This window comes from Amycolatopsis sp. NBC_01307 (assembly GCF_035975215.1).
Lineage (GTDB): Bacteria > Actinomycetota > Actinomycetes > Mycobacteriales > Pseudonocardiaceae > Amycolatopsis.
Map to the genome: position 1 here is coordinate 8,971,005 of NZ_CP108403.1, position 14,347 is coordinate 8,985,351.

At 72.4% G+C, this 14,347-nt stretch carries 14 protein-coding genes; 6 read left to right on the forward strand and 8 right to left on the reverse strand.

The features are described from left to right. Positions 1–17: 17 nt before the first annotated feature. Complete coding sequence (locus OG439_RS39840) at positions 18–2,918, reverse strand: ATP-binding protein (protein WP_326945655.1); 2,901 nt, start codon at positions 2,916–2,918, stop codon at positions 18–20. Positions 2,919–3,367: 449 nt separating this feature from the next. Between OG439_RS39840 and OG439_RS39845 the strand changes: the two genes are divergently transcribed. Beyond that, positions 3,368–4,471: a S1 family peptidase gene (locus OG439_RS39845; RefSeq protein WP_326945656.1), complete on the forward strand. Its 1,104-nt coding sequence runs from the start codon at positions 3,368–3,370 to the stop codon at positions 4,469–4,471. Positions 4,472–4,570: 99 nt separating this feature from the next. Here the strand turns inward: OG439_RS39845 and OG439_RS39850 are convergent, their stop codons facing one another. From OG439_RS39850 to OG439_RS39860, 3 genes are all read right to left on the reverse strand, one after another. Continuing rightward, positions 4,571–4,975, reverse strand: a complete 405-nt coding sequence (locus OG439_RS39850) for an SsgA family sporulation/cell division regulator (protein WP_326945657.1) — start codon at positions 4,973–4,975, stop codon at positions 4,571–4,573. 154 nt (positions 4,976–5,129) lie between these two features. Next, positions 5,130–6,362 (reverse strand): MFS transporter, encoded by a 1,233-nt coding sequence (locus OG439_RS39855; RefSeq protein ID WP_326945658.1) that lies wholly within the window; start codon positions 6,360–6,362, stop codon positions 5,130–5,132. Between the two features lie 50 nt (positions 6,363–6,412). Next, the gene (locus OG439_RS39860; RefSeq protein WP_326945659.1) at positions 6,413–6,886 is read right to left on the reverse strand and encodes an Lrp/AsnC family transcriptional regulator; all 474 of its coding nucleotides are present in this window, start codon (positions 6,884–6,886) and stop codon (positions 6,413–6,415) included. A 213-nt stretch (positions 6,887–7,099) separates the two neighbouring features. On the opposite strand from OG439_RS39860, the gene OG439_RS39865 reads away from it, so the two are divergent. Further along, positions 7,100–8,095: a beta-ketoacyl-ACP synthase III gene (locus OG439_RS39865; RefSeq protein ID WP_326945660.1), complete on the forward strand. Its 996-nt coding sequence runs from the start codon at positions 7,100–7,102 to the stop codon at positions 8,093–8,095. Here OG439_RS39865 and OG439_RS39870 read toward each other — a convergent pair. Next, entirely contained in the window at positions 8,083–9,579 is a 1,497-nt protein-coding gene (locus OG439_RS39870; protein ID WP_326945661.1) for an adenylate/guanylate cyclase domain-containing protein, read from the reverse strand. The genes OG439_RS39865 and OG439_RS39870 overlap by 13 nt on opposite strands. Before the next feature lie 72 nt (positions 9,580–9,651). Between OG439_RS39870 and OG439_RS39875 the strand changes: the two genes are divergently transcribed. After that, entirely contained in the window at positions 9,652–10,149 is a 498-nt protein-coding gene (locus OG439_RS39875; RefSeq protein WP_326945662.1) for an FBP domain-containing protein, read from the forward strand. Here the strand turns inward: OG439_RS39875 and OG439_RS39880 are convergent. Then, positions 10,146–10,961, reverse strand: coding sequence for a class I SAM-dependent methyltransferase (locus OG439_RS39880; RefSeq protein WP_326945663.1), 816 nt, complete (start codon positions 10,959–10,961; stop codon positions 10,146–10,148). The two genes, OG439_RS39875 and OG439_RS39880, sit on opposite strands and share 4 nt — an antisense overlap. A gap of 33 nt (positions 10,962–10,994) precedes the next feature. After that, positions 10,995–11,690 carry a FadR/GntR family transcriptional regulator gene (locus OG439_RS39885; protein WP_326945664.1) on the reverse strand — a complete coding sequence of 232 codons (696 nt, stop codon included), beginning with the start codon at positions 11,688–11,690 and terminating at the stop codon, positions 10,995–10,997. Positions 11,691–11,734: 44 nt separating this feature from the next. On the opposite strand from OG439_RS39885, the gene OG439_RS39890 reads away from it, so the two are divergent. The 3 genes from OG439_RS39890 to OG439_RS39900 all read left to right on the forward strand — a co-directional run bounded on the left by OG439_RS39890 (position 11,735) and on the right by OG439_RS39900 (position 13,205). Next, positions 11,735–11,878, forward strand: coding sequence for a hypothetical protein (locus tag OG439_RS39890; protein ID WP_326945665.1), 144 nt, complete (start codon positions 11,735–11,737; stop codon positions 11,876–11,878). Positions 11,879–12,003: 125 nt separating this feature from the next. Then, positions 12,004–12,351, forward strand: coding sequence for a VOC family protein (locus OG439_RS39895; RefSeq protein ID WP_326945666.1), 348 nt, complete (start codon positions 12,004–12,006; stop codon positions 12,349–12,351). 80 nt (positions 12,352–12,431) lie between these two features. After that, the gene (locus tag OG439_RS39900; protein WP_326945667.1) at positions 12,432–13,205 is read left to right on the forward strand and encodes a sulfite exporter TauE/SafE family protein; all 774 of its coding nucleotides are present in this window, start codon (positions 12,432–12,434) and stop codon (positions 13,203–13,205) included. Here OG439_RS39900 and hisC read toward each other — a convergent pair. Further along, complete coding sequence (gene hisC, locus OG439_RS39905; protein WP_326945668.1) at positions 13,195–14,250, reverse strand: histidinol-phosphate transaminase; 1,056 nt, start codon at positions 14,248–14,250, stop codon at positions 13,195–13,197. The genes OG439_RS39900 and hisC overlap by 11 nt on opposite strands. Positions 14,251–14,347 lie beyond the last annotated feature (97 nt).

Consider the following 14,347-nt stretch of genomic DNA (forward strand, 5'->3'; position numbering starts at 1 on the left):
CGGTACGTCCGCGGCGATCACCCCGCAGGTGCGGTCGTGACGTCGGCCGGCATCTTGTTCGCGACGTCGGTCCGGGACCGCGCGCCGAGCTTCCGCAGCACCTTCGCGACGTGCTGCTCGACCGTCCGCGGCGACAGGAACAGCCCGTCCGCGATCTCCCGGTTCGTCCGGCCTTCGGCGAGCATCCGCGCGACCTCGCGTTCCCGCGGCGACAGCTCGCTGCCGTAACCACGACGTCCACGCTGTGAAGGCGCCCACGCGCCGTGCTCACGTAGCTGGTGGCGGCAGCGTCCGGCGTCGCGGGTGGCGCCGAGGTGCTCGTACGCCTCGGCCGCGGCGGACAGCTCGTCGACGGCGTCGCGGTTGCCCGCGGCGAGCCGGCACAGCGCGGCCCGCTCGCGCATGGCCGTCGCCGGGTAGGGCATCGGCAACGCCCCGTAGCCCGAGGTGGCTTCGTCGAACAGCGTCGCCGCGGCCAGGTGCTTGCCGCGTGCTTCGAGCAGCACGGCCCGGCCGGCCACCAGCGCGGCCGTCGCCACCGGCGCGTCCCGGCCCTCGATGCCGCGCGCAAACGCTTCCACCACGCTGTCGGCCTCGGGCCAGCGCCCGGCCCGCGCGTACGCCTGGGCCGCCGCCGGGACCAGCGCGGCCGCCCAGATCCAGACGCCCTTGCGCCCGGCCGCGGCGATCGCGGTGTCGGCCACCGCGCACGCGCCGTCGACGTCGTCGGTCGCCAGCCGGACGCCGATCAGCACGCCGGCGGCGGACAGCACCACCGGGATCGGGCCCTGGTCCGGCGCGTGCACGCTCGCCGCGGTCAGGTGCCGCGCCGCGGTCGCGAACTCCCCGCGCACGGCGGCGAGCCCGCCCAGCACCAGTGACGACTCCATGACGATCGGGCCCAGCTCCGGATAGCTGTCGCGCAGCTGCTCGGCCGTTTCGGCGAGCCCGCTCCACTGCCCGCGCACCCAGTCCAGCCGGACGCGGGTGCCCTGGATCAGGCCGATCGCGTACAACGCGCCCGCGTCGGTCGCGCGCCGGACGCCTTCGGTCACCAGCCGCTGCGCGCGGTCGAGGTAGCCGGCCCAGGCCTGCCCGTCGGCGAGGTTGCACCACAGCCGGGCCAGCTGGACGCGCTCGGCGACCGTGCCGACGGTGTCCGACAGCGCCTCGAACTCCGCCCACGACGCAGGATCGCCGACGTGGGACGCGGCCGCGATCCGGTCGGCGGTCAGCGCCAGCCGCAGCTCGGGGTCGTCGAGCCGGTCGTAGACCTCGCCCGCGCGAGCGCGCCAGGCCTCGTGCCAGGACAACGGCGTCAGGCCGTCGATCGGCTGGGCGAGCAGGGTGATCCCGCGCGCGGCGAGGTCGGGCCGGTCGACGAGTTCGCCGACCGCCCGCTCGACCTCCAGCCGGCCGCGGCCCAGCTGCCCGATCGTGCGGACCAGCAGCATCCCGAGGCTCAGCCGGATCGACCCGCGCACCGACGGCGGCAGCGTCACCTCTTCGAGGACGTGCTCCAGCGTGCCGATGACGTCCGGGCGGAACCCGCGCAGCGCGACCTGGCTCAGCTTGCCCGCTACCCGCCCGACGTCGGACTGCGCCGGGCCGGGTTCGGCGAGCACCGACTGCAGGAGGTCGATCGCGCGCGACGTCTCGCCGCGGGCGATCGCCTCGTCGGCCGCGGCTTCGGCGTAGTGGCGCCACTGGTCGACGCGCCCCGCCGCGCGGGAGTGCCGCGCCAGCAACGTGAGCGGGGGTGCCGGCTGCGCGGCGAGCACGCGGATCGCCTGCGCGTGCAGCAGCGCGCGCTCGGGTCCGCTCACCGTGTCGTAGACGGCCTTGCGCGCCAAGGGGTGCCGGAAGCCGTACTTGCTGTCGCCGACTTCGCCGAGCACCCCGGCGGACAGCGTGGCGAGCAACGCCGCGCGCAGGTCGTCGCCGGCCAGCCCGGCCAGCTCGCCGAGCACCCCGGCTTCGGCGCCGACGCCGAGCACCGCGGCCGCGCCGGCCAGCCGCACCGCCGGCCCGGGCAGCCCGGAAAGCCGTTCGGTGACGGCTTCCCGCAGCAGCACCGGCACTTCGAGGTTCTCCAGCAACCGGTCGGAGAGGACTTCGCCGACCGGCAGCCGTTCGGCCGCGTCGCGCAGGGCCCGCAGGGTTTCCTCGACGACGAACGGGATCCCGGCCGTGCACTCGTGCAGCTTCGCGGCGAAGTCGTCGGTGACGCGCGGGAGGTCGAGGATTTCGACGGCGAGCGCGCGCACCGCGGGGACGTCGAGCGCGCCCAGCGCGACGCGCGCGGAGTGCACCGCCGCCCCGGTCCGGAGCGGCGCGCCGGGGCGGGCGCCGGGTCCGGTGCGGGACGCGGCGACCACGGCCAGCTCCGGCGGCATCGACGCGGCGAGGAACCGCAGCAGGTCGAGGGTGTCCTCGTCGGCCCACTGCAGGTCGTCGAGCAGCACGAGCGCGGGCCCGCACGCGGTCAGCAGCTCCCGCACCGCGCGGAACACGCGGTGGCGTTCGGCGACCGGGTCGGCCAGTGGCTCTGGCTGCGGAGGAAGCGCTTCCGCGAGTTCGGGCAGCAACGGCCGCAGCACGCCGGCGACCGGGCTGAGCGGGCCGAGCGGCGCGTCGCCCGCGGAGCGCAGCGCCTCCAGGATCGGGCCGTAGGGAAAGGGTTCGCGCAGCGGCTGGCAGGTCCCGGTGAGCACGCGGCCGCCGTCGAACTCGGGGCGCCGCGCGATCTCGGTGAGCAGCCGGGTGCGGCCCATCCCGGGCTCGCCTTCGATCAACACGGCGGCCGGGCGCAGCCGCAGGACGTCGACGATGGCGTCGAGCTCGGTGTCACGGCCGGTCAGCCGCGCCCGTCCGGACCGGACGGAGACGGAGGTGGGGCGGGGCGCGGTCAGCCACATTTGACCTCCTCGACGCACACCGGGGGCTGTGCGCGGGAGCCTAAGCAGCGCTCAACCCGTCCGTAAACCTTTCACCGAATAGGTGGCCGACACCGGACACGCACGTCCGCCTACCGGCTGTCACCGGGTTTCCGAGGGAAACGCCGCTCCCCGGGCGCCGCGCGAGCGAAACGTCGGCGTCTCAGCCGTTCCGGCAGCGCTTACCACGTTCGGTGAATCGCGTCGGCTACGGAAAGTAGTGCACGGAAACCCTACTTACGGACCTGTCCGACCGGGTGACGCTCCGCACTTGAGGCCGCTTGGAGCAGCGGATACGGCCGAGGGGAATGCGTATACCCATTCGCCGGGTGCCCGGATTGCACCGTAACGCCCATAACGGGGACGCTCTGCCGGGGAGTTCCGCTGCGTGGCCGGTGGGGAGCCGCGCGTAACCACCTCTAGGGAGAAGCATGAAGATCGCCAGACTCTTCGGTGCCGCTGCCGTTGCCGTGATGACGACGGGCGCGCTCGCCGCGATCGCCGTTCCCGCGTCCGGCCAGGACCTGCTGAACCCCGACATCGTGCCCGCGATGCAGCGCGACCTCGGCCTGACCCACGACCAGGCGGTGGCCCGGCTGAAGAGCGAGGACGTCGCGAACAAGGTCTCCGCGGCCGTTTCCGCGACCCTCGGCGACGCGCTCGGCGGCGTCACCTACAACGCCACCACGGGCAAGGCGCACGTCGAGACGACGAACGCCGCGCTGCTCGGCAAGATCCGCGAAGCCGGCGCCGAGGCCGAGCTCGTGAAGTTCAGCTCCCGGCAGCTCGACTCCACTGTGGACACCCTGAACGCGGCCGACAAGGCGGCGCCCGCGTCGATCACCGGCTGGGGCGTGGACTCCACCACCAACCGCGTCACGCTGACCGTGCTGCAGGGACACACGAGCGCGGCCGACGCGTTCCTCACGCGGTCCGGTGTGGACAAGGCGGCGGTGACGGTTCTCCAGACGGCCGCGAAGCCGTCGCTGTACGCCAACATCCGGGGTGGTGACGCCTACTACATCGGCGGCTCGTCGCGCTGCTCGGTCGGGTTCTCGACGACCACCGGCTTCCTCACCGCCGGGCACTGCGCCGCGCTCACCGGCGGCGGCGCCCTGACCGGGTCCAACGGCGCCGCGCTCGGCTCGTGGGGCACCTACCGGTTCCCGGGCAGCGACTACGCCTCGGTCCGGACGAACAGCAGCTGGACCCCGGTCGGCCAGATGAACAACGGCACCGCGGTGCGCGGCTCGTCGAACGCGGCGACCGGCACCTCGGTCTGCAAGGCCGGCTCGACCACCGGCTGGACCTGCGGCACGGTCGGCGCCAAGAACCAGAGCGTCCGCTACGCCGAAGGCACGGTCAACGGCATGACCGCGACCAACGTCCGCTCGGCCGCGGGTGACTCGGGCGGCGGCTTCATCGCCGGCAACTCGGCGCAGGGCATCCTGTCCGGCGGCAACACGACCGTGACGTACTTCTTCCCCATCGGTGCCGCGCTCTCGGCGACCGGCACCACGCTCCGCCTCGGCTGATCCTCCCCCGGTAACGGCGAAAGGGCGGGTTTCGGGCGCCTCCAGCGCGCCCGAAACCCGCCCTTCCGTTCCTCGCCGCGGGAATGGGAGGTTTGCGGGTCAGACGTTGCTGATCTCCTCGATCAGCCCGTCGACGTCGAAGTACGCGGCCTCTTCGCCGAGCGGCACCAGCTCGTAGGACGCGTCGAGGAACGTGCGGACGTCCTCGATCTCCAGCTCGAACGACGCATAGCCGTCCGGTGACTCGATTTCGAGGGTCAGGAAGTCTTCGTCCACGGACAGGTCCGGGCGGACGCGGACGTCGCCCAGGCCGGCCGGCTCGTCCAGGCCTTCGACGAGCAGCTCACGGGCGAACGTCCACTCGATCCACCGGCCGCGCTCGGTCCGGAACGCCACGGTGACCGCGAACGGCTCCTCGGCGTGGTAGGAGAGGCGCGACAGGACGGGCGTGGTGCTCTCGTTCAGCACCACGAACTGGCTCTGGTGTACGGCTTCGGTGTGCACGGGCCCTCCTGGAGTCTCGCTTCGGTTCGCGCGGCGCGAACTGTTCGCCAAGGAGATGACCAGGGCCGACGGTCATGACGAAGAAACCTTCACGTTCACTTGATCGGTTGCATCCGTCCATTGTGGTGTAACGCCGGGCACATACCCCTTGCGCTCAGGCGGCGACGGATGGTGACGGTTCGCGCAGTGCGATCGGCAGCTTCTTCCGCAGTACGAGCAGGGCTGGAACGGCTGCCGCGCAGGTCAGGGCCAGTACCGACCACGTCAGGGCGTTGCCGATGCTGAGCAGAGCGGACAGCAGGCCGGGCGCGAGCGCCACCGGCAGGCCCCAGGAGAGCTGGAAGATCGAACTCGCGCGTCCCTCGGCGCCCGGGGGAGCGGCCGCGGCCGCCGCCGCGGTCCCGGTCGGGCCGAACATCGCCTCCGCGATCGAGAAGCCGAGGCTCGTGAAGAGGATCAAGCCGGTGGCCACCGGCAGGGAAACCGCTTCCAGGGGAATCAGCAACCCGAAGCAGGCCGCGAAGATCGTCGCGGCGCCGATCAGCCCGGCCGTCCGGCTGTGGCCGGCCAGCAGCGCGACGATCGGGCGCTGCCCCGCCACCACGACCACGGTGCCGAGCGCGATGGCCGTCCCGGCGATCCACTGTGGACCGTGCAGCAGGTCGTGGACGACGAGCGGCAGCACCGCGAACTTGCTCGCGCTGGCGAGCGTGAAAGCCATGTGGGTGACGCAGAAGCCCGTGAACGGCCGGTCGCCGAGCACCGCGCGCCAGCTGCCCGGAGCGGCACTTTCACGTGAAAGTGCCGCCGCGCCCAGGTGGTCGCTTTCACGTGAAAGTGACGGCAGCAGCCGGATCAGGACGGCGGCGACGGCGAAGCTGGCCGCGTTGACGTAGGCGAGCAGGTGGAAGGTCCACGGGCTGGTGATCGCGGGCAGCACGGCGATCGCGCCGGCGCCGATCCCCGCGCCGGCGAACCGGCCGGCGGTCTGGGTGGCGAGCACGCGGTCGGTGTCCCGGCCCTCGGTGAGCCGGGCGGTCATCGGCGCGTTGCACGTCCAGAAGAGCCGGTCGCCGACCCCGGCGACGACCGTCACGACGATCACCTGCCAGCTGCTGTGCACGAGGGGGTAGGCGCAGAAGGCACCGATGCGCACCACGTTGCCGGTGATGAGCAGGGCGCGCGGGCCGAACCGGTCCATGGCGGCGCCGGCGGCCGGCCCGGTGACGAGCGCGAGCAGGGCGCCGGTGCTGAGCGACGTGCCCGCGTCGAGCAGGGTGAGGCCCTGGGCGTGCACCAGGAAGAGCAGGGCGAACGGACCCCAGAGCCCGCTGCCGAGCGCGTCGATCAGGGTCGCGACCAGGAAGATCCGACGGTTCCGAAGCACGCTTCCCCCCAGGTGGACAGCGCTCCAGGATATCGGCCCGCGGCGCCCGCCTACGGGCCGAGTGGCAGGTTGAGGCCCACTTTCACGCGGTCCATCGCCACGCTCGTGGTGAAGTGCCGGACGTTCGGGTTGTCGAAGAACATCCGCCGGGTGAAGGCCTCGAAGCCCGCCATGTCCGGGCACGTCACGATCAGCACGAAGTCGGCGTTGCCGGTGACGTAGTAGCACTGCTGGACGCAGTCGTCGCCGAGGACCTGACGGCGGAAGGCGTCCAGGACCGCGAGGTTCTCCCGCTCCATCTCGACCATGACCACGAACGTCATGCTGAGCCCGAGCGCCCGCGGCGAGAGCACCGCCACCTCGCGCTCGATGACGCCCGCCTCGCGCAGCCGCTTGATCCGCCGTTGCACCGCCGCGGCCGAGAGGCCGACCTTCGCGCCGATCGTCTCGGCGATGGTGCGGGCGTCCGCCTGCAGGCAGGCGAGGATGGCGATGTCCAGCTGGTCGAGGTCGGGTGTCTGCACTCCAGCAGGCTAACCGGGAGCACCGACGATCCGCCGGGAGTTATCGGGCGCCTCACTCGCTCGTGACCGTGCTCACTACTCCGTACACAGGTAAGATGAAACAACTTTTTCAGTGACATCGAACACAACTGACCGGTCTACCAGGGGGTAGCCCATACAAGTGGAAGACCAGCCGGATTCTCCGCCAACCCGCCGGCGTGGGGAGGCTCTCCCGTGCCCGCACCTGCCGCCGTGTTGACCGGACTCGGCTCGTGGCTGCCGACGAAAGTCCTGGCCAACCACGAGATCGCCGCCCGGCTCGACACCTCGGACGAGTGGATCCGCACTCGCACGGGAATCCGCGAGCGCCGCGTCGCCGGGCCCGGTGAGTCCACTGTGGACCTCGCCGTCGGCGCGGGCCGCAAGGCGCTGGCCTCCACCGACGGCGGCGCCGACGTGGTCGTGCTCGCCACCGCCACGCCCGACCAGCCCTGCCCGGCCAGCGCGCCGCAGGTGGCCGCCCGGCTCGGGCTCGGCACCGCCGCGGCCTTCGACGTCAACGCCGTGTGCAGCGGTTTCGTCTACGCGCTGGCCACCGCGGCCGGGTTCATCGCGGGCGGCATCGCCGAGCGCGTGCTCGTGATCGGCGCCGACACCTTCACCACGCTCATCGACCCGGAGGACCGCACCACCGTCCCGATCTTCGGCGACGGCGCCGGCGCGGTCGTCCTGCGCGCCGGTGACGCCGACGAGCCCGGCGCGTTCGGGCCGTTCGACCTGCACAGCGAGGGTGAGCACGCCGACCTGCTGTGGGTCGAGGCCGGCGGCTCGCGGCGCCGGCTGTCGGACGACCCGGGCGACCGCTTCCTCGCGATGCAGGGCACCGCGGTGTTCCGGCACGCCTGCGCGCGGATGGCCGAGTCGTCTCGGACGGTCCTGGAGCGCGCGGGCTGGATGGTCGGCGACGTCGACCGCTTCGTCGGGCACCAGGCCAACATCCGGATCCTCCAGGCGACGGCGAAGCAGCTCGGCATGCCCGCCGACGCCGTGGTGGCCAACATCGACCGCGTCGGCAACACCAGCGCCGCGTCCATCCCGCTCGCGCTGGACGACGCCCGGCGCGACGGCACCCTCGCGCCCGGCAACCGCGTCCTGCTCAGTGCGTTCGGCGCGGGCCTGACCTGGGGTTCGACGGTCTTGCGCTGGCCGGAGCTGGGTCAGCCGTCCTGAGGTTCCGGGCCGGCTGTCCAGGTCGGCGTCGGCTCCTGGCGGCCGCGCAGCTCCAGCGCGCCGTGCTCGGTCCAGAACGCGCGCTCGCCGCGCAGCGCGCCGGACACGGCAGCGTCGCTCGCGAGGATCCGTGACGGCACCGCCTTGGCCAGCTCGGTGAGCCGCGCGGCCTCGTTCACGGCGTCGCCGATCACGGTGTACTCGAACCGGCTGCTGCTGCCGAGCTGCCCGGCGAACACCGGGCCGCTGGAGACGCCGATGCCGAGGTCGAGCTCGCCCGTCTCGCGCACCGCGTCCCGGATCGCCCGGGCCGCGGCCAGGGCGGCGGTCGGCGCGTCCGAGAGCCGCGTCGGCGCGCCGAAGACGCACAGCGCGGCGTCCCCCTGGAACTTGTTGACCAGCCCGCCGCGGGCGTTCACCGCGGTGACGACGGCGGCGAACAGCCGGTTCAGCTTCCCGACCAGCTCCTCCGGCGGCGTCCGGTAGGCGAGCGCGGTCGAGTCGACGACGTCGACGAACAACGCCGTCACCTCGCGGACGTCGCCCGACAGCGAGGCGCCGTACTCCAGCGCGTGCCGGGCGACCTCGGCGCCGACGTGCCTGCCGAACAGGTCCCGCATCCGCGCCTGCTCCCGCAGCCCGGAGGCGAGCTGGTTCACCGACGTCTGGAGCAGGCCGATCTCGCTGGAGTCGTCGACGTCGACGACGACCTCGTTGTCGCCGCGGGCGATCTTGTCGAGCGCCACGCGCAGCCGGTGCAACGGCGCGGCGACGGCCCGGGCCAGCAGCGCCGTGCCGAGCGCGCCGACGACCAGGCCGATCACCGACAGCATGATCAGGCTGGCGGTGTGGTCGCCCGAGCCGAAGTCCGGCGGCGTCGCGACGAGCAGCACGCCGACGAGCGGCACCCCGCAGGTCAGCGCCCACGTGACGATCAGCCGCGTCAGCACGGTCACCGGCAGCGACCCGCGCGGCGGGACGACGTGCAGCGCGATCGTCATCACCGGCCGCGCCACCCACTCGGCGGCCAGGTAGGTGAGCCCGACGGTGGTGAGGCCACCGAGCCCGATGGTCGTGGCCATCGCGGCCGCGTCCGCCGCCGAGCCGAGCACCCCGGCGAGCACGCCGAGGACGGTGGTGCCGATCAGCCAGAGCGTGCCGCTGACCACGGCCATGTCGACCGGCAGCCGCAGCGCCCGCCGGGCCTCGCTTTCGGCGGGCGGGCGGCCGAGCACGAACCAGATCGCCGTGCGCCGCTGCAGCCAGGCCGTCCACAGTGTCCCGACGAGCAGCGAAACGGCGACGATCCCGGCCGCGACGATCCCGAGGATCCAGCCGCGGTCGCCGACGTCGTTGGGCAGGCCCTGCAGCAGCAGGAGCAACGCGACCACACCGGAGCCGGCGACGCTGGAGCCGAGCCCCAGCCCGGCGAAGCCCAGGCTGGTGCGCAGGACGACCCGAAACCTCCCGGCGTTCTCGCGCACGGCGTTGATCGTATGGCGTGCGCCGGGAAAAGGCGTGGCCACGCCCCTCGGCGGCCGGTTACCGTGCCGATCATGGAGCCACTCGGCCCGGAGGAGATCCGGGCCTCGTTCGTCAACTGCACCCGCGGCGAGGCCAAGGGCGTCACGCTGCCCGCCCGGCCCGAGGAAATCCCGTGGGACCGGCGCGAGTTCCTCGGCTGGCGCGACCCGAAGGCGCCCGGCCGCGCCTACCTCGTGCTGCCGTACGACGGCGAGGTCGTCGGCCTCGCGCTGCGGGCCGCGCCGTCGCCGAAGTCACGGCTGCGCAGCAACACCTGCGGCTTCTGCACCACGACCCACGGCCTGGCCGACGTCACGCTGTTCTCCGGCAAGCGCGCCGGGAAGCTCGGCCGCGAGGGCAACACGCTGGGCATCTACGCCTGCGGCAACCTCGGGTGCTGCCAGTACGTGCGCGGCGAGCTGAAGTCCGACGTGCCCCAGCCGGTCGAGACGCTCACGCTGGACGAACGTCTCGCGCGGCTCGAGGAGAAGGTGCACAAGTTCGTCGCGCGGGTGGTCGAGTCGCGTTAGAAGCGGTACCGCGCGATGTGCGCCATCTTCGCCAGCGGCGGGACGAGCTTCAGCATCCGCAGCTGCAGCCGCGTGACCGGTCGCACCCGGGCCATGACCGCCGGCGTCGTCCAGTGCCCGGCGTCCAAAGAGGACACGTACGTCAGGCCGTAGCGCTCCAGCTCGCGTGGGTTGTCGACGCCCCAGATCAGCGTCGCGCCCGACTTGCGGACCGGCGTGTTGAGCTTCTGCGCCTTGATCCCCAGCTTGCTGAACAGGTCGCAGATCAGCTGGCCGGACGGGAACTTCGCGACCAGCCGCCGGACCAGCTCCGTGCCCTCGTCGGCCGTCAGGTACATGGTCAGGCCCTCGGCGACGATCAGTGCCGGCCGGTCCGACGGCACCTGGTCGAGCCAGCCGAAGTCGACGACCGACGTGCCGATGTTCGTGTGGTTCGGCGCCGCCGCGTAGAGCTTCTCGCGCAGGGCGACGACCTCGGGGTAGTCGACGTCGTACCAGTGCACGGTCTCCGGCGGGGCCAGGCGCTGGAACCGCGTGTCCATGCCGCAGCCGAGGTGCAGCACGATCGCGTCCGGGTGCGCGGCCAGGTACTCCGCGGCCCAGTCGTCGATCGGCTTCGCCCGCAGCACGACGGACACGGCGGCGTCGCGGGTCATGCCGAGCTTCGCGAAGTCGTAGTCGATCTGGCGGACGGCTTCGTCGGCGGCGTGGTCGCCGAGCACCGGGTCGGCCTCGCGGCTGTCGAGCGCGCGGCCGTAGAGGGTGGCCAGCATGGTGGCCTTTTCTTCGGTGAAGTGGACCTTCTCCATCATGACCCCCAGAAGTTTCACAACATTGTGAAAAGGCTAGCGCTCTTCGGGGTGCGCGGCGTAGTCGTGCGCGTAGGTTTTCGCGTCGACCAGGTGCTTGAGGGTTCGTTCGCGGGCCTCGGCCGGGTCCGCGCGGCGGATCGCGTCGAGGATCGCGCGGTGGTCGTCGACGGCCTTGCGGATCTGCCCCGGCAGCCGCAGCGCCGCCCGCCGCTCCTCGCCGACCAGCGCCAGTACCGACCGCAGCAGGCCGGCGACGTCGTCGTTGCCCGCGTTCTGCGCGATGACCCGGTGGAACTCGGCGTCGGTGGCGATCACGCGCAGCATGTCGCCGTCTTCGGCGGCCCGCGCCATCTCGGCGACGTTGTCCTCGAGGCGGCTCACGACCTTCGCCGTGGCGTGGCGCGCGAGCCGGTCGGCGAGCGTCGGCTCGACGGTCGCGCGCAGGTCGAACAGCTTCTCGACGAGCTGGTCGTGCTCGGTGAACCAGGTGCTCAGCGGCTGGTCCCGCGCCTCGGCGACGTAGGTGCCGGAACCGGCGCGGATCTGGACGTACCCGATGGAGTCGAGCACGCGCAGCGCCTGCCGCAACGACCCGCGGCTGATGCCCAGCTCCTCGCACAGCACGCGCTCGGCGGGCAGCCGCGACCCCGGCGCCAGCTCGCCGGAGTCGATCATCGCCCGCAGGTGGTCGACGGTCGCGCTCCAGACCTGCTCGGTGTCCTCGCCCACGGGCCCATCCTGCCGCACGCCGGGAATTGTCGGGGGTGGCTGCCATGATCACGGACATGTCCGTCATCGAGACGTGGGAAGCGTGGGCGCGGGGCTGGGCGGTGTCGCGGGCGGCACCGCCACCGGTCGAGGAACCGGACGGCCACCGCGTCGACGTCGGCCTGCCCGGGCCTGGGAGGTCGTCGTGACGTCGGCGGGCGCGCGGTCGAGCGTGGCTGCCGGCCGGCGAGGCCGGGCGCGGCCTGTACGGCGCGCTGGGCCGGCGCGTGGTCTCCTCGGTCGTCCCCGCTCACGTACCGGAAGAGGAAGCGGCATGACCGCACGGTTCAAGGACCTCGCGCTCGACGCGAACGACCACCAGGCCCTGGCGGACTGGTGGTGCTCGGCGATCGGCTACGTCCGCCACGCCTCCGCGGCGGAGCGGCCGCCGACCGACCCGATCCCGATCGCCGACCCCGCCGGCCAGGGGCCGTTGATCTGGCTCAACCCGGTGACCGAGCCGAAGACGGTCAAGAACCGCATGCACCTGGACGTCGTGGGCGACCGCGCGGAGCTGCTGGCCCTGGGCGCGACCGTGGTGCGAGAGGAGGACGACGACATCCGGTGGGACATCCTGGCCGACCCGGAGGGCAACGAGTTCTGCGTCTTCGCGCCTGAGTGACCACGCCGTGACTGTCTGACCAGACACATCTGCGTCGCGCGACCCGGTCACCTTGCTTAGGCTCCGCACGTGAGTGCTTCATGACGTGGTGGCACGCGGCGATCGTCCTGGTCGCCGGGATCTGGGCCGGGACCATCAACGCCGTGGTCGGGTCGGGGACGCTCGTGACGTTCCCGGTGCTGGTCGCGCTGGGGTACCCGCCGGTGACGGCGACGACCTCCAACGCGATCGGGCTCGCCCCCGGCACCCTCAGCGGTGCCTGGGGTTACCGGCACGAGCTCAAGGGCTACTGGCGGCAGACCGCGAAGTTCGCCGTCGCGTCGTTCCTCGGCGCGATCGGCGGCACGATCCTGCTGCTGTCGCTGCCGAAGGACGCCTTCGAGGCCGTCGTCCCGATCCTCGTCGGGCTGGCCGTGGTCCTCGTGATCGTGCAGCCGCGCGTCTCGAAGTGGGTCGCGAAGCGCCGCGAGGAGAACGGCGCCGAGCACAAACCCGGCCCGTTGCTGATGTTCTTCATCTTCCTGATCGGCATCTACGGCGGTTACTTCACCGCCGCGCAGGGCGTGATGCTGATGGCCGTCATGGGGATGCTGCTGTCGGAACCGCTGCAGAAGCTCAACGGCGTGAAGAACGTCCTGGCTGCCGTGGTCAACGTCATCGCCGGGCTGATCTACGCGTTCGTCGCGCCGATCAGCTGGCCCGTCGTGCTCTGGCTGGCGATCGGCTCCACCGCCGGCGGCTTCCTCGGCGCGAAGATCGGCCGGAAGCTGCCGCCGGCGGTGCTGCGCGGCGTGATCGTCGTGGTCGGCACGGCGGCCGTGATCCAGCTGGTCGTCAAGCAGCTCAGCGGCTGAACTCGCGCGCCGCCGCCAGGAACAGGTCGTTCTCCTCGGGCGTCCCGATCGTCACGCGCACGCCGTCACCCGCGAACGGCCGCACGATCAGCTTGCGGTCCAGCGCGTGCTCGGCGAACGGCACCGCCTGCGCACCCAGCGGCAGCCAGACGAAGTTCGCCTGCGTCTCCGGCACCTGGTAGCCGGCCGCGATCAGCGCGTCCCGGACCCGGCCGCGCTCGGCGACGATGTCCTTGCACCGGTCCAGCAGCTCGTCCGCCGCGTCGAGCGACGCCAGCGCAGCCACCTGGGCCAGCATGTTCACCGAGAACGCCACGTACACCTGCCGCAGCGCGTCCGCGATCGCCTCCGGCGCGACGGCGTAACCGACGCGGAGGCCGGCGAGGCCGTACGCCTTCGAGAACGTGCGCAGCACCATGACGTTCGGCCGGTCGTGCGTGTACTCGACGCCGTCCGGGACCTCGGGGTCGGTGACGAACTCCTTGTACGCCTCGTCGAGCACGATCAGCACGCGCTCGGGGACGGCGTCCATGAACCGCTCCAGCTCGGCGCGGCGGATGGCCGTCCCGGTGGGGTTGTTCGGGTTGCAGACGAAGACCACGCGCGTCCGGTCGGTGATCGCCGCGCGCATGGCGTCGAGGTCGACCTCCTGGCCCTCGGTGATCGGCACCTTCACCGAGACGGCGTTCGCGACCTGCGTGACGATCGGGTACGCCTCGAACGAGCGCCAGGGGAAGATGACCTCGTCGCCGGGCGCGCAGAGGGCCTGGATCGTCTGCTGGCACAGCGAAACCGAGCCGCAGCCGATGGCGACGCGCTCGATCGGCACGCCCAGGTCGCGCGCCAGCCGCTCGCGCAGCAGCTGCGAGCCGGTGTCCGGGTAACGGTTGATACCGGCCGCGGCCTCGGCGATCGCCGCCGCGACGCTCGGCAGCGCGCCGCCGGGCACCTCGTTGCTCGCCAGCTTGATCGCGCCTTGGATCGTCCGGCCAGGGACGTATTTCGGCAACGATTCGAGATCGGCACGCGGGGACACGGACGACATCTTCGGCGCTCCTGGTAATCGGCGGGACGGCCCGTCCACCGTATCTTTCCCGGCCGCCGTCCCGCGACTCCCTTCTGGCGGGACCTCGGGGTTCCTT